Annotated in this window: 19 protein-coding genes; 4 read left to right on the top strand and 15 right to left on the bottom strand. The window is 57.8% G+C overall.

From position 1 onward, the window contains the following. Nucleotides 1–10: 10 nt before the first annotated feature. Nucleotides 11–784, bottom strand: coding sequence for an SDR family NAD(P)-dependent oxidoreductase (locus tag CU102_RS17140; RefSeq protein ID WP_425351563.1), 774 nt, complete (start codon nucleotides 782–784; stop codon nucleotides 11–13). Nucleotides 785–880: 96 nt separating this feature from the next. On the opposite strand from CU102_RS17140, the gene glpK reads away from it, so the two are divergent. Then, complete coding sequence (gene glpK, locus CU102_RS17135; protein ID WP_106712325.1) at nucleotides 881–2,371, top strand: glycerol kinase GlpK; 1,491 nt, start codon at nucleotides 881–883, stop codon at nucleotides 2,369–2,371. A gap of 4 nt (nucleotides 2,372–2,375) precedes the next feature. Here glpK and CU102_RS17130 read toward each other — a convergent pair whose 3' ends face one another. Then, complete coding sequence (locus tag CU102_RS17130; RefSeq protein ID WP_106712324.1) at nucleotides 2,376–4,577, bottom strand: transglycosylase domain-containing protein; 2,202 nt, start codon at nucleotides 4,575–4,577, stop codon at nucleotides 2,376–2,378. Between the two features lie 177 nt (nucleotides 4,578–4,754). On the opposite strand from CU102_RS17130, the gene CU102_RS17125 reads away from it, so the two are divergent. Continuing rightward, the gene (locus CU102_RS17125; RefSeq protein WP_106712323.1) at nucleotides 4,755–4,952 is read left to right on the top strand and encodes a hypothetical protein; all 198 of its coding nucleotides are present in this window, start codon (nucleotides 4,755–4,757) and stop codon (nucleotides 4,950–4,952) included. Between the two features lie 282 nt (nucleotides 4,953–5,234). Next, nucleotides 5,235–6,353: an acyltransferase family protein gene (locus CU102_RS17115; protein ID WP_106712321.1), complete on the top strand. Its 1,119-nt coding sequence runs from the start codon at nucleotides 5,235–5,237 to the stop codon at nucleotides 6,351–6,353. A 5-nt stretch (nucleotides 6,354–6,358) separates the two neighbouring features. Here the strand turns inward: CU102_RS17115 and CU102_RS17110 are convergent, their stop codons facing one another. Together CU102_RS17110 and CU102_RS17105 are read right to left on the bottom strand one after the other, a co-directional pair. Then, nucleotides 6,359–6,976, bottom strand: a complete 618-nt coding sequence (locus tag CU102_RS17110; RefSeq protein ID WP_106712320.1) for a ribonuclease D — start codon at nucleotides 6,974–6,976, stop codon at nucleotides 6,359–6,361. Nucleotides 6,977–6,993: 17 nt separating this feature from the next. Then, entirely contained in the window at nucleotides 6,994–8,382 is a 1,389-nt protein-coding gene (locus CU102_RS17105; protein WP_106712319.1) for a M20/M25/M40 family metallo-hydrolase, read from the bottom strand. 420 nt (nucleotides 8,383–8,802) lie between these two features. On the opposite strand from CU102_RS17105, the gene polA reads away from it, so the two are divergent. Next, nucleotides 8,803–11,757, top strand: coding sequence for a DNA polymerase I (polA, locus tag CU102_RS17095; protein ID WP_106712317.1), 2,955 nt, complete (start codon nucleotides 8,803–8,805; stop codon nucleotides 11,755–11,757). Between the two features lies 1 nt (nucleotide 11,758). Here polA and CU102_RS17090 read toward each other — a convergent pair whose 3' ends face one another. From CU102_RS17090 to CU102_RS17040, 11 genes are all read right to left on the bottom strand, one after another. Continuing rightward, nucleotides 11,759–13,345, bottom strand: a complete 1,587-nt coding sequence (locus CU102_RS17090; protein ID WP_166648481.1) for an FGGY-family carbohydrate kinase — start codon at nucleotides 13,343–13,345, stop codon at nucleotides 11,759–11,761. Continuing rightward, a complete protein-coding gene (locus CU102_RS17085; RefSeq protein ID WP_106712315.1) occupies nucleotides 13,342–14,019 on the bottom strand; it encodes an HAD family hydrolase in 678 nt (225 codons plus the stop codon). Before CU102_RS17085 ends, CU102_RS17090 begins: the two co-directional genes overlap by 4 nt. Nucleotides 14,020–14,022: 3 nt before the next feature. Next, entirely contained in the window at nucleotides 14,023–15,501 is a 1,479-nt protein-coding gene (locus CU102_RS17080; protein WP_106712314.1) for a mannitol dehydrogenase family protein, read from the bottom strand. A 64-nt stretch (nucleotides 15,502–15,565) separates the two neighbouring features. Beyond that, nucleotides 15,566–16,342, bottom strand: a complete 777-nt coding sequence (locus CU102_RS17075) for an L-iditol 2-dehydrogenase (protein WP_106712313.1) — start codon at nucleotides 16,340–16,342, stop codon at nucleotides 15,566–15,568. Between the two features lie 18 nt (nucleotides 16,343–16,360). Continuing rightward, nucleotides 16,361–17,359: an ABC transporter ATP-binding protein gene (locus CU102_RS17070; protein ID WP_106712312.1), complete on the bottom strand. Its 999-nt coding sequence runs from the start codon at nucleotides 17,357–17,359 to the stop codon at nucleotides 16,361–16,363. Between the two features lie 18 nt (nucleotides 17,360–17,377). Next, nucleotides 17,378–18,208: a carbohydrate ABC transporter permease gene (locus CU102_RS17065; protein ID WP_106712311.1), complete on the bottom strand. Its 831-nt coding sequence runs from the start codon at nucleotides 18,206–18,208 to the stop codon at nucleotides 17,378–17,380. 4 nt (nucleotides 18,209–18,212) lie between these two features. Continuing rightward, nucleotides 18,213–19,085, bottom strand: coding sequence for a carbohydrate ABC transporter permease (locus CU102_RS17060; protein ID WP_106712310.1), 873 nt, complete (start codon nucleotides 19,083–19,085; stop codon nucleotides 18,213–18,215). A gap of 103 nt (nucleotides 19,086–19,188) precedes the next feature. Further along, nucleotides 19,189–20,499: an ABC transporter substrate-binding protein gene (locus tag CU102_RS17055; RefSeq protein ID WP_106712309.1), complete on the bottom strand. Its 1,311-nt coding sequence runs from the start codon at nucleotides 20,497–20,499 to the stop codon at nucleotides 19,189–19,191. Nucleotides 20,500–20,611: 112 nt separating this feature from the next. After that, on the bottom strand, nucleotides 20,612–21,565 hold the full coding sequence (locus CU102_RS17050) for a sugar-binding transcriptional regulator (protein ID WP_106712308.1): 954 nt from the start codon (nucleotides 21,563–21,565) through the stop codon (nucleotides 20,612–20,614). After that, nucleotides 21,562–21,906 carry an Rdx family protein gene (locus CU102_RS17045; protein WP_106712307.1) on the bottom strand — a complete coding sequence of 115 codons (345 nt, stop codon included), beginning with the start codon at nucleotides 21,904–21,906 and terminating at the stop codon, nucleotides 21,562–21,564. Before CU102_RS17045 ends, CU102_RS17050 begins: the two co-directional genes overlap by 4 nt. Before the next feature lie 90 nt (nucleotides 21,907–21,996). Beyond that, nucleotides 21,997–22,221 (bottom strand): hypothetical protein, encoded by a 225-nt coding sequence (locus tag CU102_RS17040; protein ID WP_106712306.1) that lies wholly within the window; start codon nucleotides 22,219–22,221, stop codon nucleotides 21,997–21,999. Nucleotides 22,222–22,821 lie beyond the last annotated feature (600 nt).

Here is a 22,821-nt window from a genome sequence, read left to right as displayed (position 1 = left end):
GGGCAGGCTATTAAACGTGCTGCCCGCCGTTGATGTGGATCTCCGATCCGGTCACATAAGAAGACGACTCGGTGCACAGGAAGTAAATCGTCTCAGCCACCTCGGCCGTCTTGCCAAGACGTCGCAACGGCAAATGCTCGACCAGCTTGTCGGTCCCTGGAGAGAGTATCGCCGTATCGATTTCACCCGGTGCAATCGCATTGACGCGAATGCCGTGCGGCCCAAAATCCGATGCCATTTCCCGGGTCAGCGAAGCCAGTGCAGCTTTGGAGGTCGCATAGGCCGTTCCTGCGAAAGGATGGACGCGGCTGCCCGCAATCGAGGTCACATTGACCACCGACCCCTGTGCCGCCTCAAGCTCCTTGAACAGACCGCGAGCGAGCATGATCGGCGCAAAGAAGTTCACCTGAAACACCGTCATCCATGTCTGCATTGGTGTCTCGATCGAATCAAGCCGGTCGCCCGTGCTGTTCTTCGGCGAAATGCCGGCATTGTTCACGAGTGCATTGAGTTTGCCGCCTTCGGCCGCAAGCCGTTGCTGTATCTCAGAAACTGCATGGTCGACGTCGGCGGGATCGGCCAGATCCACCTTGATGTGGTCCTCGGGACCGGCCGGCCAAGGACAATTGTCGTCAAAGCTCTGGCGGGAACAGGTGATGACGCGCCAGCCTGCGCGCGAGAAACGTTTGACAGTGGCGTGGCCGATACCGCGGCTGGCACCGGTTAGCACAAGCACCTTGCGTGGTTCATCATTGGTCATGTGAATACTCCGTTGGCACAGCATTATCGCATCGCAGCGTGAAATTCGAGGCATATCATGTCGCAACGATTGATCTGCTCCGCTCAGATAAATATTGTGACCGCAAATCAGGGGGGAAGCATGAACGGATATGTTCTGGCCATCGATCAAGGCACCACATCGAGCCGCGCCATTATTTTTGACAAGAATCGCAAGGTCGTTGGCAAAAGCCAGCAGGAATTCACACAGATCTATCCGCAGTCCGGTTGGGTCGAGCATGATCCGGAAGAAATCTGGCAATCCGTCCTCAGCACATGTCAAGTCGCGATCGAGAACGCCAAGATACATGCGGGCGATGTTGCCGCCATCGGCATCACCAATCAACGCGAGACCGTCATCGTCTGGGACAAGGCGACGGGAAAACCTGTCCATAATGCCATTGTCTGGCAGGACAGACGCACGGCGCCGATCTGCCAGAGACTGAAGAAACAAGGGCTCGAAAAGACGTTCACCAAGAAAACGGGCCTCCTTCTTGACCCCTATTTCTCCGGTACCAAGCTTGCGTGGATCCTGGACAAGGTCCCGGGCGCGCGAAAACGCGCCGCCAACGGCGAGTTATTGTTCGGGACAGTCGATTGTTTTCTCATCTGGCGGCTGACCGGCGGCAAGGTGCACGCGACTGACGCCACAAATGCCTCGCGGACGCTGCTCTTCAACATCGCCACGAATGAGTGGGATGATGAGCTGCTGGATATACTCCGCATCCCTCGTGCCATGCTGCCGGAAGTCAAGGATTGCGCCGCCAATTACGGTGCCGCCGAGGCCGAACTGTTCGGCGCAACGATTCCCATTCTTGGCGTCGCCGGCGACCAGCACGCCGCCACTATTGGCCAGGCCTGTTTCGAGCCGGGCATGTTCAAATCGACGTATGGCACCGGTTGCTTTGCGCTCCTCAACACCGGCAGCGACATGGTCCTGTCGAAGAACCGGTTGCTGACGACGATTGCATACCGGCTCAATGGCAAGACGACCTACGCGCTGGAAGGCTCCATTTTCATCGCTGGCGCGGCCGTACAATGGTTGCGCGATGGACTGAAGATCATCGGATCGGCGCCGGAGACCGGTAAGCTCGCCGATCAGGCGGATCCCAGTCAGAACGTCTATCTGGTTCCGGCCTTTGTCGGTCTTGGCGCTCCCCATTGGGATGCGGAAGCGCGCGGCGCGATCTACGGTCTTACCCGCAACACCGGCCCGGCGGAGTTCGCGCGTGCGGCGCTTGAGTCGGTTGCCTACCAGACGCGCGACCTGCTTGACGCCATGCGCAAGGATTGGAAGTCATCCGGCACGAAAACGGTGCTGCGTGTCGATGGCGGCATGGTCGCGTCTGACTGGACCATGCAGCGCCTCGCCGACATCCTCGATGCGCCGGTAGACCGTCCAGAGATCCTCGAGACGACGGCTCTCGGCGCTGCCTGGCTTGCCGGCTCAAAAGCCGGTATCTGGCCAAACAGGCGCGAGTTTTCCAAGACATGGGAACGTGACGTGCAATTCACCCCGAAAATGGACGAGAAAACCCGTAAGACGAAGCTTGCGGGTTGGAAAACCGCGGTAAAGCGGACGCTGACGAGCTAAGCCGTCAGTTTCCCATGATCAAATCGAATAGCGTGGTGGTCTTACGGCCCTTCTGACCATTGCTGCCAACATTCGCCGGCGGAACCGGACGGGTTGATCCAGTCTGGTTCCCGACGTCAACCGGCGGCATGGGCCCTGCCGGGTTGAGTTGCGCTGATGGCACTCCCTCGGATGCAGGCGCCGCGGGGTCTACTCCGGACGACGGCAAAATATCGTTGCCATCGTTGACCTGCTGATCCAGCTGATATTCACCTGGCAGTGACGCCACCGGCACACCCTTGTGGGCGGCAACCATGAAGTCTTTCCAGGCGATAGCAGGCAGCGAACCGCCTGTAATTTTCTTTGTCGGTCTGCCGTCGTCATTGCCGAACCACACGCCCGTTGCCAGGTTCGATGTGTACCCGATGAACCAGGCGTCGCGGAAATTCTGGCTTGTCCCGGTCTTTCCGGCCGCTGGCCAACCGAACTTCGCCTTGGTGGCCGTCCCGCTTTCGACTGTCTGCCGCAGCATCGCATTTATCATCCCGACATTGCGCAGGTCAATGACGCGGTTCGGCGCCGGGCTTTTGTACTCGTAAAGCACCTTGCCTTCATTGGTAGTCACACGGCGAATAATGTGCAGCGGCGCCTTGTAGCCGCCATTGGCAAAAGGCACGAAGGAATCGGTCAGCTCAAGCAGCGTGACTTCGGACGTTCCGAGCGCCAGTGAGGCATTCGAGGTGAGGTTGGATTCGATCCCCAGGCGGTGTGCGGTCGAGACAACAGTCTTGGGCCCTACTTCCATCACCAGCTGCGCCGAAACCGAATTCAACGAGCGTGCAAGCGCCTCGGCAAGCGTGACTTTGCCGAAATATTTGCCGTTGTAGTTTCCAGGTGTCCAATTGCCGATGCGAATCGGCGCATCGTTGCGTACGGATTCCGGTGTAAAGCCTTGCTCCAGGGCTGACAGGTATACAAACGGCTTGAATGCTGACCCAGGCTGGCGCTTGGCTTCGCTGGCGCGGTCGAACTGACTGTTGGCGTAGTCATAACCGCCAATGAGTGCTCGCACGGCCCCAGTGCCATCGATCGACACCATCGCACCTTGCGAAACATTCAGTTTCTCGCCGTTCTTGCTGATCAAATCGCGAATTGATGCTTCGCCGAGCTTTTGCAATCCGAGATCGACGGTGGTGTCGACAATGACGTCGCTGCGCACGTCGCCGATCAAACCCGGCAACTCCTCCATCACCCGGTCGGCAACATATTGTTCCGAGCCGCTCCAATAGGATGCAGCGCGGGTTGCCGGCTGCTTCATGGCAAAGGTCAGTTCCTTGTCTCCGATCATGCCCTGTTCGCGCATGGCGGCGAGGACAAGCTGCGCGCGCTCACTGGCTGCTTTTGGATCGCGTGCCGGCGACAGTCTTGATGGCGCCTTCAACAGCCCGGCAATCAGTGCCGCCTCTGGCAAGGTCACTTCCTTTGCCGATTTGTCGAAATAACGTCGTGAGGCCGCGGCAACACCATAGGAACCAGAACCCAGGTACACGCGGTTCAGATACATCTCCAGGATTTGGTCTTTGGTGTATTTTTGCTCCAGCCAGAGCGCCAGCAACACTTCCTGAACCTTGCGTTCGATGGTGCGATCCGGCGTCAGAAAAAGGTTTTTCGCCAATTGTTGGGTAATGGTCGACCCACCCTGGACCAATCGCCCGGACATGACATTGGCTGCCATGGCGCGGGCAAAGCCGATCGGATCGACGCCGAAATGCGAGTAGAAACGCCGGTCTTCAATGGCGACCACAGCCTCTGGCAGGTATGGTGACATGTCGTGCAGGCTGATTGCTTCACCGCCTGAAGCACCACGATTGGCGATCAGGTCGCCCTCGACCGAAACGATCTTGACATTGGGCGGGCGGTCCGGAATTGACCAGGTTGTTGTCTGGGGCATCTTGGCTGCGAAATAGATGACCGTCCCCGCCAAGGCGATGCCGCCCCAGATGCAGAGCACGAACGACCAATAGACCGCGCGCCGCAACAGGCCAAAGAAACCACCGCTTCCGCTGCCACGGCGGGATTTGCCGCGTTTGGATTTGGTGGATTTTCGTACGGTCTTGCGTTTCGCCACAGGCCTGTCCTCCGGATCTGCGCGCAAATCGTCGCCCGAACGGCGGTCCGAACTGAACCCCGGCTCGATACGTTGTCTGCCCCTATCGCGTGATGCCATTAATAGAAGTCCCGCCCCACATGAGCCGCAAGAATGATCCGCGACCCGTTGCAGGGTAAATGCGGCGATTTAAGGTGCGGTTAAAGTCGAGTTTATCGGATTTAATACGCGCCGTTGAACGATTGAGAAAAAAGGTAACCAACGCTACCTTGCCGGTATCAATGACGGAGTGAATCAATGCGTTTTGTCGTCCTTGCCGGTTTGTCGGTGTTGTTGAGCGGCTGCGCCGGCGGTGCCATAGAGCGCCTCAATCCTGCACCGGCATCGGAAGCACAGTATCGTCTCGGTGGTTGCCAGCTGCGCGGCCATGGCGTTTGCAAGGATCTGGAGGAATTCTCCGGCCAGAGTGCCCAGCCCCGTACTCCAGCCAACTAAAATCAGGCCGGTTCCAAGCCGCCCGAGACAAAAAATGATCGCGCGCGTAAAATAATATCTTGCACCCCTTGAAAAGCATCTGGGGCAGCTCTATTTTCATTCATGCGTAACGAGTGGTTCTCCTCCCATTTTTCGCTCGTTGCGTGTTCCCCTCTGGACGCTTTAGCGTTCACAATTCGCCGGGCTTTTGCCCGGCTTTTTTGTTTGACCATCCATCACCTGAATTTTACTTCCTCTTCGCGATTTTCGCGTATCAAAGCAGAACGGGTTGGGGAACAGAGAATGGTAAGCACCGGTGAAAAGACACGGGTCGATTGGGTCGATATTGCCAAAGGCATCTGCATAATCTTTGTCGTGATGATGCATTCGGTTCTCGGTGTCGAAAACGAGGCAGGGGCCCGAGGCTGGATGCACCCGGTTGTTGCATTTGCCCAGCCTTTCCGAATGCCGGATTTCTTCCTGATTTCGGGCCTTTTCCTCGGACTGGTGATCGACCGCCCGTGGCTACGTTATACGGACCGCAAGATCATCCACTTTGCTTATTTCTACGTGCTGTGGCTGACCATACAGTTCCTGTTCAAGGCACCGGGAATCATTGCAGAAAGTGGTATAGGGGGTGCCATCACCGCCTATCTTCTGGCCTTTGTCCAACCGTTCGGAACCCTTTGGTTCATCTATCTATTACCGGTTTTCTTCGTCTTCACGCGCCTCCTCAAGGGCGTCAATGTCTGGTTTGTTCTGGGCGTTGCCGCAGCTCTGGAAACCTTGCCCATCCACACCGGCTGGTTGGTGATTGACGAATTCTGCAGCCGGTTCGTCTATTTCTTTGCCGGCTACGCCTTCGCTCCTGCAATTTTCCGCCTAGCCGATTGGCTGCGGCAGCGACCGCTTGTAGCCCTTACTATTCTCGGTTTCTGGGCGCTCACCAATGGGTGGCTGGTGTTCCATCCTGCATCCGAGCCGTTTTCGGCCTGGATCCCGGAGGAAAGCTACACGTCAGGCGGCCTCGGCGGCTGGAGCAGCGTCCCGGTAATCTCCTTGACCGCCGGTTTCGCCGGAGCCTTGGCCATCGTCTCGGTCTCCGCACTGATTGCAGGCTCCCTCTCCTCGTGGGAAAGGGTCGTCACACCACTGCGTTGGCTTGGAGCTCATTCGATCGTCGTTTATCTCGCATTCTTCCTGCCAATGGCGATCGCCCGTACCATTCTGCTGAAAACTGGCATCATCACCGACATCGGCACGATATCGCTTCTTACGGTAGCGAGCGGCGTGCTTAGTCCCGTGATCCTTTACGGACTGATCCAATGGAGCGGGTACGGGCAATTTTTGTTCAAACGACCGCAATGGGCGCATATTGATCGCGCCCCGGCACGCAGGGAAGCGTTGGCTTCGGCCGAATAGCCGTCTCAACTATGCGCAAAAATGTCCTGCTCTTCCCAGCCCATCAAATCGAGCTTGGAGCGCGTGGGCAGAAATTCGAAACAGGCCGAGGCCTCGTCGGACCGTCCGTCGCGTACCAGCCGCTGCTGCAAGATGGTGCGTAGACGATGCAGGTACAGCACGTCCGACGCCGCATATTCCAGCTGAGCCTGGGACAGTTCCGGTGCTGCCCAGTCTGACGATTGCTGCTGTTTGGAAAGGTTTATGTCCAACAACTCGCTGCAGATTTCCTTCAGGCCATGCCTGTCGGTGTAGGTGCGCACCAGACGCGAGGCGATCTTTGTGCAAAAGACCGGCTTTGGCATGACACCAAAGGTGTGAAACAACACTGCAAGGTCAAAGCGCCCGAAATGGAAGATCTTGGTGATCGCATCATCGCCAAGAAGCTTCACCAGATTTGGCGCCGTTTTCTGGCCCTTCTCAATCTGAATGACGTCGGCTGACCCGTCGCCAGGCGAAATCTGTACAACACAAAGCCGGTCACGGTGGGGATTGAGGCCCAGCGTTTCCGTGTCGATTGCAACGGCATCGACCTGATAATTGCTCAGGTTGGGGAGATCGTTGCGGTGAAAACGGATGCTCATGGGATTTTCTCTTTCGATTACTTGGCGAGCGCTGCAAGGATGCGCGCCCACGATCGCTGACCCTTGTGGAAAGAATTCAGCTCATATTTTTCGTTTGGCGAATGAATCCGGTCATCCTCGAGGCCGAAACCAACGAGCAGCGATTCCATGCCGAGCATTTTCTGGAAATCGCCGACGATCGGGATCGATCCACCCATGGCGATGAGCACGGCCGGGTTCGACCATTCATCGCTCAATGCATCTTTTGCCTTGGTAAGCAGCGGTGATTCATAGGAAAGCTGAATTGCCGGCGAACCGCCATGTTCATGGAACTCCACCGAACAATCAGCCGGAATGCGTTCGCGAACAAACGCCCGGAAAGCTTCACGGACCTTCACCGGATCTTGCTTGTGCACGAGGCGGAACGATACTTTGGCCGAGGCCTGGGCTGCAATAACCGTCTTGAAGCCCTGCCCGGCATATCCGCCGGTAATACCATTGATCTCGGCCGTCGGGCGGGCCCAGATCAATTCCAGGATCGAGCGGCCTCTTTCACCGGAAGGAACGGAAAGCCCGATGGGTCCGAGAAAGCTTTCAGGTGTGGTGCCCAATCCATCCCACATCTGCAGAATTTGCGTGGGCGTTTCTTCGACACCATCATAGAATCCGGGGATCGTGACGGCGCCGTTCTCATCATGCAGATCAGCGAGCACCTTTGCGAGAATCCGAATCGGATTGGCGGCAGCCCCGCCAAAATGTCCGGAGTGAAGGTCCCGATCAGCGGCCTTGACCACTATTTCTTCACCGACAAGACCGCGCAGGCCAACTGAGATTGCCGGCGTTTCGGCATTCCACATACCCGTATCGCAAACGAGGGCAAAATCTGCTTTCAATTCGTCTCGATTAGCCTGCAGAAATGGCTTGAGCGATGGCGAGCCGGATTCCTCTTCGCCCTCGAATAGAATGGATACCCTGACCGGCAGGTTGCCATGGACCTCCTTGTAAGCGCGGCATGCTTCAACAAAGGTCATGAGCTGGCCTTTGTCATCGGACGTTCCGCGTCCGGTAAGGATCTTGCGGCCATTGCCGACATCCTTGATTGCCGGAGCAAACGGATCATTCTCCCACAACTCCAACGGATCGACCGGCTGCACGTCATAATGACCGTAAAACAGCACATGCGGCGAATCGGCGCTCGGTCCATCGTGATGGGCAACCACCATGGGGTGGCCAGGCGTGTCGCGGACGCTGGCCTCGAAACCAACGGACTTGAGGTCGGCGACAAGCCATTCGGCAGCCTTGCGGCATTCAGCCTTGAACCCCGGATCGGTCGAGATCGACTTGATTTTCAGCAGATCGAACAGGCGCTCCAGGCTTTTATCGAGGTTGTTATCAAGTGTGTTCAAGACAGGTTCGAGAGCTGGCATGGTGTTTCCTGATTTCTATAGCCGGGATTCGTGAAGGGGGTTCTTCTTAGCGTATTTTTGGAACCGCGGCATAAAAAAGTGGCTGCGGCTGACGCCACAAAAGAAATGGTCGCCGTGGCGGGGGGACCACAGGCGACCAGATCACTACACTCATATGCGGTCAACCCTGGAGAGGGGGATGAGGCTGGCCGCGTCCGGGATCAGGCGGGGGACGAGCCTATTAACCCGGACATCGATCTAACGTCGACACTTAGGATTTGGGGGGCAAACCGTGGCAATTCAAGGGCATTGGACATTACATCTTTGTAACAAACGCGTGATGCTCATTTGTCAGTATGGACCCGCACTTTCGTGAACTTTCGGGGAAAGAAATAGACTGCTCATTTCCTTTTTGCAGATCATCATTTAATCCTATCGCCCATGAAAAAAGGTGATCATCTCTTCCTCGTCGACGGGTCCGGCTACATCTTTCGGGCCTACCATGCGCTCCCGCCGCTCACCCGGAAATCCGATGGATTACCCGTCGGTGCTGTCTCGGGATTCTGCAATATGTTGTGGAAGCTGCTCCGGGAAGCCCGGGACACTTCGGTGCGCGATACCCCGACACATTTTGCGGTTATCTTCGACTATTCGTCGCATACATTCCGCAAGCAGATCTATCCGGAATACAAGGCGAACCGCTCAGCACCGCCTGAAGACCTGATCCCGCAATTCGGGCTCATTCGTCAGGCAACGAAGGCCTTCAATCTGCCGTGCATTGAAAAGGAAGGATTCGAAGCTGACGACTTGATCGCAACCTATGCGCGCATGGCCGAGGAGGCAGGCGCCGAGGTTACCATCATCTCCTCCGACAAGGATCTCATGCAGCTCGTCACGCCAAACGTGTCGATGTATGACAGCATGAAGGACAAACAGATCGGCATTCCGGACGTCATTGAGAAATGGGGCGTGCCGCCGGAAAAGATGATCGACCTGCAGGCGCTGACCGGCGATTCGACGGACAACGTTCCAGGCATTCCGGGCATCGGACCGAAGACGGCGGCGCAGTTGCTCGAGGAATTCGGCGATCTTGACCAACTGCTGGCCCGCGCTGGTGAGATCAAGCAGCAGAAGCGACGCGAGAACATTCTCCAATACGCGGAGCAAGCCCGCATTTCGCGTCAACTCGTGACCTTGAAAAAAGACACGCCAATCGATGTCGGCATCGAAGACTTCAGCCTGGAACCGCAGGACGGACGGAAGCTCATCGCATTCCTGAAAACGATGGAATTCAACTCGCTGATCAAGCGGGCGGCGGAAGCAACTGGTGTCGACGCGAGCGCGATACAACCCGCCCCTCTCAAGATAGAAGCGGTAGCCGAGGCACATGGACCCGACGTCGACATTGCGTCCGCTCCAGCTACGATCGGCGAAGCATCGCCGGCAATAAATCTGGCAGTGGGATCGCCAAAGCAGTCGGCATCAAATGGTGCAGCTACCCCTGCTGATCTTGCCAAATCGCGTACCGACGAGATCCTTGCGGCGAAGTTTGATCGGAGCGCATACGCAACCATCCGCGATATGGCGACGTTGCAGGTTTGGATCGATGAGGCGATGGCGTCCGGCATCGTCGCTTTCGATACGGAGACCAACTCCGCCGATCCGATGCAGGCGGAAGTTGTGGGCCTGTCACTCGCCACCCGGCCCGGCCGCGCTGCCTATATCCCCATCAACCACAAGTCCGGCGATGGTGACCTCCTTGGCGGAGGTTTGGTGGAACATCAAATACCTGAACAGGATGTCTTCCGTCTATTGAAGCCGCTCCTCGAAGACCGTTCCGTTCTGAAAATCGCGCACAGCATGAAGTATGAATGGCTCGTCATGCATCGCCACGGGATCGATCTTCATCCCGTGGATGACACAATGCTGATCTCCTACGTGCTTGATGCCGGTGAAGGCAGCCACGGCATGGATAGCCTTTGCGACCGCTGGCTTGGGCATACGCCGCTCGCCTACAAGGACCTGATTGGTTCAGGCAAATCGTCGGTCACCTTTGACAAGGTCGCCATTGAGCGCGCCACCGAGTATGCGGCAGAAGACGCAGACATCACCTTGCGTCTCTGGCGCTTGTTGAAACCCCGTCTTGTTGCGGATGGGCTCGTATCGGTCTACGAGCGGCTGGAACGGCCCCTCATCCCCGTGCTCGCCCGTATGGAGGAACGCGGCATTTCCGTCGACCGGCAAATTCTGTCGCGTTTGTCCGGCGATCTCGCCCAATCGGCAGCAGCCATCGAGGAGGAAATCTACCAACTTGCGGGAGAAAAGATCAATATCGGCTCGCCGAAGCAGATGGGTGACATCCTGTTCGGCAAGATGGGTTTGCCCGGCGGGTCCAAGACCAAGACCGGCCAATGGTCTACCTCAGCTCAACTCCTTGAAGACCTCGCTGCAGAAGGTCACGAGCTACCAAGGAAGATCGTCGACTGGCGCCAACTGACCAAGCTGAAGTCAACTTATACCGACGCTCTGCCTGGCTACATCAACCCACGGACGAAACGTGTGCATACGTCCTATGCCATGGCCGCAACGTCGACCGGTCGACTCTCCTCATCCGAGCCAAACCTCCAGAACATACCGGTGCGAACCAGCGAGGGCCGCAAGATCCGCACCGCCTTCATCGCAGAGCCCGGCAACAAGCTGATTTCTGCGGACTACAGTCAGATTGAATTGCGCGTTCTGGCGCATGTCGCCGAGATACCTCAACTCACCCAGGCCTTTGCCGACGGCATCGACATTCATGCAATGACAGCATCGGAAATGTTTGGTGTTCCGGTCAAGGACATGCCGTCCGAAGTGCGCCGCCGCGCCAAGGCAATCAACTTCGGCATCATTTACGGCATTTCGGCCTTCGGGCTTGCCAACCAGCTGTCGATCCCGCGCGAGGAGGCCGGCCAGTATATCCGCACCTATTTCGACCGCTTTCCGGGTATCCGGGATTACATGGAGTCGACCAAGGCTTTTGCCCGTCAGCACGGTTATGTTGAGACGATCTTCGGCCGGCGCGCGCATTATCCGGAGATTCGCTCATCCAATCCGCAACATCGGGCATTTAGCGAGCGTGCCGCGATCAACGCGCCAATTCAGGGTTCGGCAGCCGACATCATCCGGCGCGCCATGGTGCGTATGGAACCCGCCCTGAACGAAGCGAAGCTCTCGGCGCGCATGCTCCTGCAAGTGCATGACGAGTTGATCTTCGAAACCTCGGAAGTGGAGGTGGAAGCGACGATCCCGGTTATTCAGGACGTCATGCAGAACGCCGCGATGCCTGCCATCTCGCTTGCAGTGCCGCTCCAAGTCGACGCCCGCGCCGCCAACAACTGGGAAGAAGCGCACTGATCTATTGTAGCGTGTCCAGTACCTTTCGCTGGGCATGCATCTCAAGGAAAATGCGATAGTCGCGGTCGAAACGCTTACGTGCATCGGCGTTTGGCTGCCTCGGGTAGCCGCCCTGTTTCATTGCGATGCAGGCGGATGGCAAATCGGGATAGAGCCCCGCCGCTGTCGCCGCCACCATGGCTGTGCCCAGCAAAACCGCATCTTCGGCGGCGGATGTAATGACGGTGCAGCCTGTGGCATCCGCATAAAGCTCCATCAGCAGCGGATTCTTGGTGTGTCCGCCGGTGACATGCATGGTGTCGATCGCATAGCCTTTGTCGTTCAGCGCATCGAGAATGTGGCGCACCCCCAGTGCGATCCCAACAGAAGTGCGCCAGTAAAGGCGGCAGAGGCTGTCGAACGAAGCATCGAGGGTAAGGCCACTGATCACACCCACGGCATGCGGATCAGCGAGCGGCGAACGATTGCCGTGAAAATCCGGTAGAACGTGCAGCCTGCCAGCAAGGTCCAGACCTTCCTTTTCACGCAGCTCCATCACCCGGTCGGTGATCCTCTTGTGGAGGGCAGTGTTGGGTTCACCAACTGCGCCGTGCCAGCGAATGACATGATCAAGCAAGGCGCCGGTCACCGACTGCCCCCCCTCGCTCAGCCAGCAATCCGGGAGCGCGACGCCATAATAAGGTCCCCAGCCACCACTGAAGGAAACCGGCTCCTGTGACAGAGCCATCAAGCAGCTTGACGTTCCCGCGATCAGGGCAAGGTGTCGGTCAATTTCCGAAAGATCTCCGGCAAAGCCGCCCAGAACGCCGAGCGCACCCGCATATGCGTCGATCAGGCCGGCTCCAACACGGCAGTCGGTGGTCAGTCCCATGGCTTTGGCGGCCTCGGGCGTCAGCGCGCCGACAAAGGCTCCCATGGGGCTCGCATGCTGCGGCAGATTTCCGCGCTCGATCATATCCTCAAGGCCGATTGTCTTGAGGTAATCAGACTGCCAGCCCCCGCTTTCATGCGCGAGATAGGTCCACTTGCAGGTCAGCGTGCATTGCGATCGCGCCAGCGAACCTGACGCCTTCCAGGTCAGATAGTCAGCGAGATCGAAGAAATAGCCGGCTTTGTTCCATGTCTCCGGCAAATGCCGTTTCAGCCACATCAGTTTCGGGGTTTGCATTTCCGGAGACATAACGCCGCCAAGGAAACTCAGGACCTCATGACCTGTGGCCGTACACTCATCGGCTTCCGTCAACGCGCGATGATCAAGCCAGACAATTGTATCCCAGCGTGGTTCTCCTGTGGTGGAAACCGTGAGCGGCGTATCCTCCCTGTCGCGCACGACCAAGGAACAGGTTGCGTCAAAGCTTATCCCTGCGACATCGGAAGGGCTGACTCTGGCGGCCGCAACGGCACCTTGCACCGCGATGCAGACAGATTTCCAGATGTCTTCCGAATCGTGCTCTGCATGATCGGCAAGCGGACGGTTCATCAAGATGGGATGTTCAACGCGGCCGAGGAGGTTTCCCATTGCGTCAAGAATGCCCGCACGCGCGCTTCCCGTCCCAACATCGACCGCACAGACGAATTTCGGCATCAACGAACTTTCGGCGTGGCTTCCAGCAAGCCCGGCAATTGCAACATGTCGTCGAATATACGGTCTGGTTTGAGGGACGCAAGTGCCGCTTCCAATCGTCCGCCTCGCGAATGTGTCCCGCCTGTAAATGCAAAAACACGCATGCCCGCACTCTTCGCGGCTTCAATCCCGGCCGGGCTGTCTTCGATCACGAGGCAATCACGGGGTTCAACTTTCATGGTTTTGGCTGCAAAGAGGAAGAGATCAGGGGCCGGCTTGCCGCGCTTCACCATGGTTGCGCTGAAGATATGCGGATCGAGAAGGCCGAGCAGGCCAGTCAGTGACAGTGACAACCGAATGCGGTCGGGCTGGCTTGATGAGGCAACACAGCGCGGCACGTCGAGCCGCCTCAATGTCTCGGCAATACCTGGGATCGGCTTCAAATCCAGTTCAAAGCGCGCAAAGAGATTGGCGCGCATCTCATCGAGGTCGGCCTCGCTCGCAGCAAAGCCGTACTCTTCGTGCAGAATCTTGCTGATTGTTGTCATGCTACGACCGAGGAAACGGTCATACGCATCATCCTCGGATAATGTCGTCCCGCTTTTGGCGATCATGTCCAGTAGCACCGCAATGGAAATAGGCTCGCTGTCGACCAGAACACCGTCACAATCGAATATGACAAGAGCGGGCTTTGCCATTTGTCAAAGCTTGTTGAACTGATAGAGCTTCAAGGTTTCACGCGCGCCCTTGTCCCAGAGTGTCCGCAGGATGCTTGAGAACGATTCGACGAAAACTGGAGACGTCCCAACATCGCCGAAAATATCGTTCATCGCAAGAAACGCCTTCGGATCATCCTTCGCCTTCAATGCTTCGACCCTCAATCGTTCTTCACTCGCATCAAGATAGTTCGTCGGCTTGCCGCTGTCGGTCGTTCCGGCACAAAACCGGCACCAGAGAGCCGAAACCAGTGACAGTCCAGTGATACCCTTGCCAGCCTTGAGACGGTCCGCAGTTGTCGGCAGGATGAATTTCGGCTGGCGGTTGGAGCCGTCCTGGCAAAGGCGCTGGATCGTGTCGCCAATCTTGGGATTGGAGAAGCGTCTGACAATGAGAGCGAAATAGTCATCAAATGGCATGTTCGGAACCGGCGGCAGGACCGGAATGATTTCCTCTGACTCAAGTTTGATCAGGAAATCGCGGATCAGCGGTTCCTCCATGGCCTCATGGACAAAGTGGATATCCATCAGCGCTGCCGGATAGGCGATGGCGGCATGGCCACCATTGAGAATGCGAATTTTCATCAATTCATACGGCGCCACGTCCCGGACAAAAGTCACGCCAACCTTTTCCAACGCAGGGCGTCCTGTCGGAAAGTGATCCTCCAGCACCCATTGCTTGAACGGTTCGCAGAAAACCGGCCAATTGTCCTCTACACCGAAATCCGTCGCCAGAAGATTGCGTTCGCGGTCCGTTGTTGCCGGGGTAATACGATCGACCATGCTGTTGGGAAACGCGACATTGGCCTTGATCCAATCGGCAAAGCTCGGATCGACGAGAGCGGCGAGACCGCTGACAGCATCGCTGGTCACGTGACCATTGCCCGGTATGTTATCACAGGACATCACGGTGAATGGGGCTGTGCCGTCGCTGCGACGGCGGATCAAACCAGCCAGGATCAAGCCGAAAACGGTTTTCGGGTCCTTGATATTGGCGGCGTCGGCGACGATTGCCGGATGTTCCGGATTGAAAACGCCGGAAGCAGGATCGATAAAATACCCGCCCTCCGTGATTGTCAGCGAAACGATACGAATCTCGGGATCGGCAAGCCGGGTAATGGTGTTCGCCGCCTCGCCGGGTTTCAGGTAGTCGATCATCGAGGAGGTGACGTGAGCTGTCCTGTGGCCACTGTCCTGTTCGACGACCGTGGTCAGCCAGTCCTGTTCCCGCAGCTTCTGCCGCATGGTTTCATCGGAGGCCAGAACTCCGGCACCCACGATGCCCCATTCATGGTCAGTGCCCGCATTGAACAATTCATCGAGATAGACAGCCTGATGCGCACGATGGAAATTACCGATGCCAAAATGGATGATCCCGGCCTTCAGATCGGACTGGTCATAGCGAGGAACACCGACATTCTGCGGCAATTGTTGCAGCGTGGCCTTTGAAAGTTTGACAGTCATCGGGCTTCACCCCTCTTTCACATAAGGTGCACCTGTGCCGCGGTTGCCGCAGCGCAGGAAAACGTCAGCTCATCCAGTTGCCGCCGTCGACATTGTAGGTCTGGGCAACGATGTAATCGCTTTCGCTGCTTGCGAGGAAGATCGCCATGCCGGTCAGGTCCTCGGCGGTACCCATACGGCCATAAGGAACAGCTTCGCCGACCAGGCGCTTTTTCTCACCGCGTGGCCTGTTCTCGTATTTGGCAAAGAGCGCATCGACGCCTTCCCAGTGCTCGCCATCGACCACACCCGGCGCCATCGCATTCACATTGATGCCGTGTTCGATAAGATTGAGCCCGGCCGATTGGGTCAGGCTGATCACTGCAGCCTTGGTCGCGCAGTAGATCGCTACCAGCGGTTCGCCGCGTCGTCCGGCCTGGCTGGCCATGTTGATAATCTTGCCACCCTTGCCGCGCGCAATCATCGCCTTCGCAACGGCTTGCAAGGTGAACAGCGTGCCGGAAAAATTGACGGCAAAGAGCTTTTCATAGCTTTCGCGGGTGATTTCAACGATCGGCGCCAGATCGAACAAGGCCGCATTGTTGATGAGCACGTCGATCCCGCCAAACTTCGTGACCGTCTCGCTGACGGCCGCGTCGATCGACGCCTGATCCGTAACGTCGAGGCGAACCGCATAAGCCCCGGCACCAAGCTCCCTCGCGGTTTCTTGCGCACGTTCCAGATTGATGTCAGCAATCACCACATGGGCCGCGCTCTCACGCAGGTATGCCTCAGCGAACGCCCGGCCAATGCCGCGCGCCGATCCCGTGATGAATGCTGTCTTGCCTTCCAGTCTGTTCATTTCAAATTGCCTATCATTTCAGATTGCCTGGCCGTCCGCATCGAAGCGGTGCAGCCGCGCCGGCTCTGGCGTGAGATATACCTGCTGGCCGAATTCGGTACTGAAATCGCCATCGGTTCGCACGGTGATCTTGCCAACGCCGTCGACCTGCACGTGGATGAACGTGTCGGAGCCGAGATGCTCGGTTACGCCAACGATGCCCTTCCATGTGCCTTCAGTTTTCGAAATACGCATATGCTCGGGCCGTACGCCAAGGGTTACGGCACTCTGCTTGGCTGCTTCCTGCCCCTCGATAAGGTTCATCCGGGGGGAACCGATGAAGCCTGCAACAAAGACGTTCCTCGGGCTACGGTAGAGGTCGAGTGGTGATCCAACCTGCTCGATGCGTCCGGCATTCAGGACGACGATCTTGTCAGCCATCGTCATCGCCTCCACCTGATCGTGGGTGACGTAAATCATCGTCGTTTTCAGCTGGTGATGCAGATCACTTATCTCGAGCCGCATGTTACCGCGCAGCGCAGCGTCCAGATTGGATAGCGGTTCATCGAAGAGAAACGCCTTGGGCTGACGCACGATGGCGCGTCCGATTGCAACACGCTGGCGCTGGCCGCCGGACAACTGACCCGGCCGCCGGTCGAGATAGTTGGTGAGGTTGAGGATGTGGGCCGCGTCCTTGACCTTCTTATCGATCGCCGTCTTGTCCTGGCCATCCATCTTCAGCGGAAAGGCGATGTTGCCGTAGACACTCATGTGCGGATAGAGTGCATAGGACTGGAATACCATCGACAGGCCGCGCTTTGCCGGTGCCTCATTGGACATGTCCTTGCCGTCGATGACGATGCGGCCGCCGCTGAGGTCTTCAAGGCCAGCGATCATCCGCAAGAGGGTCGATTTACCGCAGCCGGAGGGACCAACGAACACAACGAACTCGCCATCGTTGATTTCGAGGTCGATTTCCGGGATGACCGAGGTTGTTCCAAATGACTTCGATACTTTTTGGAGCGTAATACTTCCCATTATATCCTCCCTGAAATCCTATTTCACCGCGCCGAACGTCAGGCCGCGAACCAGCTGCTTTTGCGAGAACCACCCCATGATGAGAATGGGGGCGATCGCCATGGTGGATGCAGCCGACAACTTGGCCCAGAACAAGCCTTCTGGACTTGAGTAGGACGCGATGAACGCGGTGAGCGGTGCGGCATTGGCGGCGGAAAGGTTCAGCGTCCAGAATGCCTCGTTCCATGCAAGGATGATATTGAGAAGCATGGTCGATGCGATACCGGGCACCGCCATCGGCGTCAGCACGTAGACGATCTCCTTCATCAGCGACGCGCCATCCATGCGGGCCGCCTCGAGGATCTCGCCCGGGATTTCCTTGAAATAGGTGTAGAGCATCCAGACGATGATCGGCAGGTTGATCATTGTCAGGACCGCAACGAGGCCGAGACGCGTATCGAGCAGGCCCCAATCGCGGAAGATCAGGTAGAGCGGCACCAGGACACCGACAGGCGGCATCATCTTGGTGGAAAGCATCCACATCAGCACGTCCTTGGTCCGCTTTGTCGGTGAGAACGCCATGGCCCAGGCAACCGGGATGGCGAGAGCAAGGCCAATCAATGTCGATCCGACCGAGATCACCACCGAATTGGTCACGTGCTTCATGTAGTTGGAGCGGCTTTGCACCTCGTGGTAGTTTTCCAAGGTCCAGTCGAAGAACAGGAACTGCGGCGGCGTTGCAACCGCGGTCCCTTCGGTCTTGAAGCTGGTCAGGAACGTCCACAGAATCGGGAAGAAGATCAGAAGGCCGATCGCCCAACCGATGATGGTGAATGTCATCTTGCGTCGTGTCGTTACTGCGCGGGCCATGGCTCTACCTCTCCAGATTTTTGCCGATGAGGCGAATGAGGAAGAATGCGACGATGTTGGCAAGGATGACCGCTACGATACCACCGGCCGAAGCTCCACCCACATCGAATTGCAGCAGCGCCTGCGCATAAATGAGATAGGTGATGTTCGTCGTCTGGATGCCCGGACCACCATTGGTCGTCACCAGAATTTCCGCAAAGACGCTAAGCAGGAAGATCGTCTGGATCAGGATGACAACAGTGATCGCCCGCGACATATGCGGCAGCACCAGGTAGAAGAAGCGCGAGAGCGCCCCTGCGCCATCCATCTCCGCCGCCTCGATCTGTTCGCCGTCAAGCGATTGCAAGGCAGTGAGCAGGATGAGCGTCGCGAACGGCAGCCACTGCCAGGCGACAATGAGGATAATCGAGAACATCGGGACTTCGGCGAACCAGTCGATCGGTTGGAGTCCGAACGTGCGAGCGATCCAGGCAAAAAGGCCATTCACCGGATGCATCAGCATGTTTTTCCACACCAGCGCAGACACGGTCGGCATGACGAAAAAGGGCGCGATGACCAACAGCCGGACAATCCCTTGTCCGAAGAATGGCTGGTCAAGCACCAGCGCCAGCAATACGCCGCCGATCACCGTAATCAGCAACGTACCACCGACCAGCACCAGGGTGTTCTTGAGCGCGGTGAAGAATGCCGGGTCGGTAAGAAAATATTGATAGTTGAGGAAGCCGATAAATTCCTCGGTTCCCGGCATCAAGAGATTGTAGCGCAGGAACGAGAAATACAGGGTCATGACAAGCGGCACGATCATCCAAAGAAACAGCAGGATGACGGCGGGGGACATCATAAAACGGGCAGTCGCGCGTGTCTGAAGCGTAGCCATGGTCGGGTTTCCAATGCAGCGATTGCTGAAAAGCGGGTCTCTAAACGGAGGCCCGGGCGGCCCCTGACATTCGCGTCAGGAGCCGTCCGGAGCCAGGAGGATCCTACTTGATATAGCCGCCCTTGGTCATCTCGCGAGTCGTCAGCTGCTGCGCACTCTGCAGAGCCTGGTCGACGCTGACGGAGCCGGCGAGAGCCGCGGAGAACTGCTGGCCGACAGCCGTGCCGATGCCCTGGAACTCAGGAATGGCGACGAACTGGCCACCCGTATAGGGTACCGGCTTCACGGTCGGCTTGCTCGTATCCGCCGCATTCATCGCATCAAGCGTGATCTTGGCGAAGGGAGCCGCCTTCTCATATTCCGGATTGGCGTAGAGCGACTTGCGCGTGCCCGGAGGAACGTTGGCCCAGCCTTCCTTGCTCGCGACGAGCTCGGAATAGGCCTTGTCCGTTGCCCAGGAGACGAACTTCTGCGCTGCTTCCGCCTTCTGGGTGCCCGCCGGCACGCCGAGGTTCCAGGCCCAGAGCCAGTTGCCGTGGTTCTCGACGCCACCGGTCGGGAACAGTGCATAGCCAACCTGATCGGCGACCTTGGATTCCTTGGGGTTGGTCACGAAGGAGGCGGCAACCGTTGCGTCGATCCAGATGCCGCATTTGCCGGTCTGGAACAGCGCAAGATTTTCATTGAAGCCGTTGGACGACGCTCCGGGAGGGCCGGCTTCCTTCATCAGGTCGACGTAGAACTGCAACGCCTTCTTCCATTCCGGCTGATCGAATTGCGGGGTCCACTTTTCGTCGAACCAGCGTGCGCCATAGGAATTGGCCGTCGCCGTCAAGAGCGCCATGTTTTCGCCCCAGCCGGCCTTGCCACGCAGGCAGATGCCGTAGGTCTCGGTGGATTTGTCGGTCATCTTCTTCGCCGCTTCGGCGATCTGGTCCCAAGTCGGCTTCTCCGGAATGGTCACACCAGCCTTTTCGGCCAGGTCCTTGCGGTACATGACCATGGCGCTTTCGCCGTAGAACGGTGAGGCATAGAGCTTTCCGTCCACCGAAACGGCGTCGCTGATAGCCGGCAAAAGGTCCGCCTTGTCATAGCTATCGCCGAGGCCGTCAAGCGGCAGCAGCCAGCCCTGCTTGGCCCAGATCGGTACTTCGTAGGTGCCGATCGTCACGATGTCGTACTGGCCAGCCTTGGTGGCAATGTCGGTGGTGACGCGCTGACGCAGCACGTTTTCCTCGAGCGTCACCCACTCGAGTTGGATATCCGGATTCTTCTTGGTGAAATCTTCGGTCAATTTCTGCATGCGGATCATGTCGCTATTGTTGACCGTGGCGATGGTCAGCGTCTCGGCATGGGCTGCACCGCCGAGCGCGAGCGCAGACACGGCTCCGAGCAGAAGCGTTCTTGATAACATCTCATTCCTCCCGAATGTTATGAGCAATTGCTTGTTGTATGGGCAAATACTCACACAACGACGAAACAAGTCAAGAGCAATTCGTCGCTGCATTGCAACAATTGGATGGTATCTAGCGGGCGAGCAGGGTTTCGGCAGTGTACTCGTCTGTGATCAAGCCATTGATAAGCTTGCCTTTTATCGCTGCGACAATGCCCGGCAGCTTCTTCGGCCCCTTGGCGGTGGCGATGACGAGGGCGGTGTCGCGCGGCGGGATCTGCGCACTGGCGACGCGGTCATTGGTCAGGCCCTCGATGGGCTGGCCGTTCTCGTCGAAGGCACGGCCGATGATTTCGCACACGGCTCCGGCTGTGCGCAGGGCGTTCAGCTCCTCGCGCGATATGAAGCCATCGATGAAGAGCGGCGCGTCCTCCTCAAGGTCGCCGATACCGAGAAACGCCACGTTCGCGCGTGCCGACAATTCCAGCACCGGGCGGATCATCGCCTGACTGTGCAGGAGCTCGCGCTCCGCCGGCGAGGAGGCGATGACCGGCAGCGGCATCGGGAAGGAGCGCGCCTTGATCTTGTCGGCAATGTTGAAGATGACGTTATAGAATGCCGCCGAACCATCGGGCGAAATATTGCCGGTCAGCGAGACGACCTTGTGCTGCGGGCATTCGATCGGCGACAGCTGCTCGATCGCTGCTTTCAGCGTGCGGCCGGTGCCAATGCCAAGGATGATCGGCGCGTCCGACCGGAGCCAGCGCGTCATCTCTGCCGCTGCCGCATCGGCAACGCCAAGCGTCGTCGATGTGGAGCCCGGGTCGGTCGGCACCACTTCCGCCATCTTCAGGCCGAATCGCTGCTTCAGCTGTTCGGCGAGATCGAGGCAATGGGCGATCGGATGGTCGAGCCGGACCTTGACCAGCCCTTCCGAGACGGCGAGCGACACCATGCGCTGCGCCGACTGGCGCGAAATGCCAAGCTTGGCGGCAATCTCATCCTGCGTATTGCCGGCAACATAATAGAGCCAGCCGGCGCGCGCCGCGTCGTCGAGCTTGGTCGTTGTAATCTCCGGCTTACTCACTTATTTGCCCCACCCTTAAGCTCCTCGCGGTGCTCGTCGCTGATGGGGACCCCGGATTTCTTATGCCCGTCCGAGTGCCCGAGATCGCGCTCCGGCCAGACGATATCGCGTACTAGTCGCTTCAGCACCTTGGCCTCGGGAAAGCCGCCGTCGCGCTTGCGCTCCCAGATCAGATCGCCGTTCACACGGATCTCGAACACACCGCCGGTGCCGGGGATGAGCGCCACTTCGCCGAGATCGGCGCCGAAGGTAGACAGCAGCTCCTGCGCCATCCAGGCGGAGCGAAGAAGCCAGCTGCACTGCGTGCAATATAGAATGGTGATGCGCGGTTTCGTTGTCATGTTTCGTCTTCTATCATTTCCGGACTGGGATGTAAGCTGCCGTCTGGGGCGACCAGGACATAATGGTTCGTGTTCATTATGGCGGACATCTCAACCACCTCCCTTACGGACCCGTTCGGCCATATCGATGGTACCGCAAAAGGGAAACAGGGGAATTGGATAATTGTCCTTCGACCCCGGCAGCCGTATTCCGGTGCAGCGGAGCTTGCGGCGGCATTGCGGCTTCTTGCACGTCTTGTGGTAGCCATAAACAGTTGCCATTGCCTGAAAAAGCGACAGCATCACCACCCAACGCCGATGTGTCCGCTTGTTCATCTCCCATTCCGCAGCATGTTGCTCGTCGGTCTGTTGGGCTCTCCGCGGTCGCCTTTCCAAAGGGACTGTCGGCAACGGCTTCGGAACTGCGAGAACGAAATCATTTTGCCCGCTGACGTCCGTTTATGCTTGCCCATGTATCACCTCCTTGCGGTTGCTCCTTGCCACGCCCTCATCTGAGTCTGGCCATTGAAATGGTTGGGAAGACGGGCGGTCATCGGAACGCTCATCAAAAGTAGTGACTGCGCTCCGAAGACCGCCCATCCGGCGACTTTTCATCCCGTCCGTTCCGCTTGGGAGGCCTCGGCACCGGGGTTGCCCTTGGCAGAGCAACACATGCGTCGCCTACGCGCCCCTTAGAGTGCTCCAGCACGCGCCGGTCATAGTACCGGCAGGGGAACCCTTGGACGGAACTTCCCCGGCCAGCGGGCCCGTTACCCGCCATCGGAGGCGCCGGTCCTTCTCCCACTTCGACGGCTCCGGAAGCAGTTCCCATATGTGGACGGCTCCCGCTTGCAAGTGTTTTCTGCAGATTTTTTTTGATCAGATCGCTTGCTTCCATATGTGCGGCCTTTGTGTGTGGTCGCACATGACCACTGG

The organism is Phyllobacterium brassicacearum (assembly GCF_003010955.1).
GTDB classification, from domain to species: domain Bacteria; phylum Pseudomonadota; class Alphaproteobacteria; order Rhizobiales; family Rhizobiaceae; genus Phyllobacterium; species Phyllobacterium brassicacearum.
Note: the sequence above shows the minus strand (reverse complement) of the source record. Positions and strands in the feature narration are given on the sequence as shown.

What these genes read in the sequence shown, in the direction of transcription:
- CU102_RS17140 (WP_425351563.1), bottom strand. Translation starts at nt 784, where the DNA reads ATGCTGTGCCAACGGAGTATTCACATGACCAATGATGAACCACGCAAG.
- glpK (WP_106712325.1), top strand. Translation starts at nt 881, where the DNA reads ATGAACGGATATGTTCTGGCCATCGATCAAGGCACCACATCGAGCCGC.
- CU102_RS17130 (WP_106712324.1), bottom strand. Translation starts at nt 4,577, where the DNA reads ATGGCATCACGCGATAGGGGCAGACAACGTATCGAGCCGGGGTTCAGT.
- CU102_RS17125 (WP_106712323.1), top strand. Translation starts at nt 4,755, where the DNA reads ATGCGTTTTGTCGTCCTTGCCGGTTTGTCGGTGTTGTTGAGCGGCTGC.
- CU102_RS17115 (WP_106712321.1), top strand. Translation starts at nt 5,235, where the DNA reads ATGGTAAGCACCGGTGAAAAGACACGGGTCGATTGGGTCGATATTGCC.
- CU102_RS17110 (WP_106712320.1), bottom strand. Translation starts at nt 6,976, where the DNA reads ATGAGCATCCGTTTTCACCGCAACGATCTCCCCAACCTGAGCAATTAT.
- CU102_RS17105 (WP_106712319.1), bottom strand. Translation starts at nt 8,382, where the DNA reads ATGCCAGCTCTCGAACCTGTCTTGAACACACTTGATAACAACCTCGAT.
- polA (WP_106712317.1), top strand. Translation starts at nt 8,803, where the DNA reads ATGAAAAAAGGTGATCATCTCTTCCTCGTCGACGGGTCCGGCTACATC.
- CU102_RS17085 (WP_106712315.1), bottom strand. Translation starts at nt 14,019, where the DNA reads ATGGCAAAGCCCGCTCTTGTCATATTCGATTGTGACGGTGTTCTGGTC.
- CU102_RS17080 (WP_106712314.1), bottom strand. Translation starts at nt 15,501, where the DNA reads ATGACTGTCAAACTTTCAAAGGCCACGCTGCAACAATTGCCGCAGAAT.
- CU102_RS17075 (WP_106712313.1), bottom strand. Translation starts at nt 16,342, where the DNA reads ATGAACAGACTGGAAGGCAAGACAGCATTCATCACGGGATCGGCGCGC.
- CU102_RS17070 (WP_106712312.1), bottom strand. Translation starts at nt 17,359, where the DNA reads ATGGGAAGTATTACGCTCCAAAAAGTATCGAAGTCATTTGGAACAACC.
- CU102_RS17065 (WP_106712311.1), bottom strand. Translation starts at nt 18,208, where the DNA reads ATGGCCCGCGCAGTAACGACACGACGCAAGATGACATTCACCATCATC.
- CU102_RS17060 (WP_106712310.1), bottom strand. Translation starts at nt 19,085, where the DNA reads ATGGCTACGCTTCAGACACGCGCGACTGCCCGTTTTATGATGTCCCCC.
- CU102_RS17055 (WP_106712309.1), bottom strand. Translation starts at nt 20,499, where the DNA reads ATGTTATCAAGAACGCTTCTGCTCGGAGCCGTGTCTGCGCTCGCGCTC.
- CU102_RS17045 (WP_106712307.1), bottom strand. Translation starts at nt 21,906, where the DNA reads ATGACAACGAAACCGCGCATCACCATTCTATATTGCACGCAGTGCAGC.
- CU102_RS17040 (WP_106712306.1), bottom strand. Translation starts at nt 22,221, where the DNA reads ATGAACAAGCGGACACATCGGCGTTGGGTGGTGATGCTGTCGCTTTTT.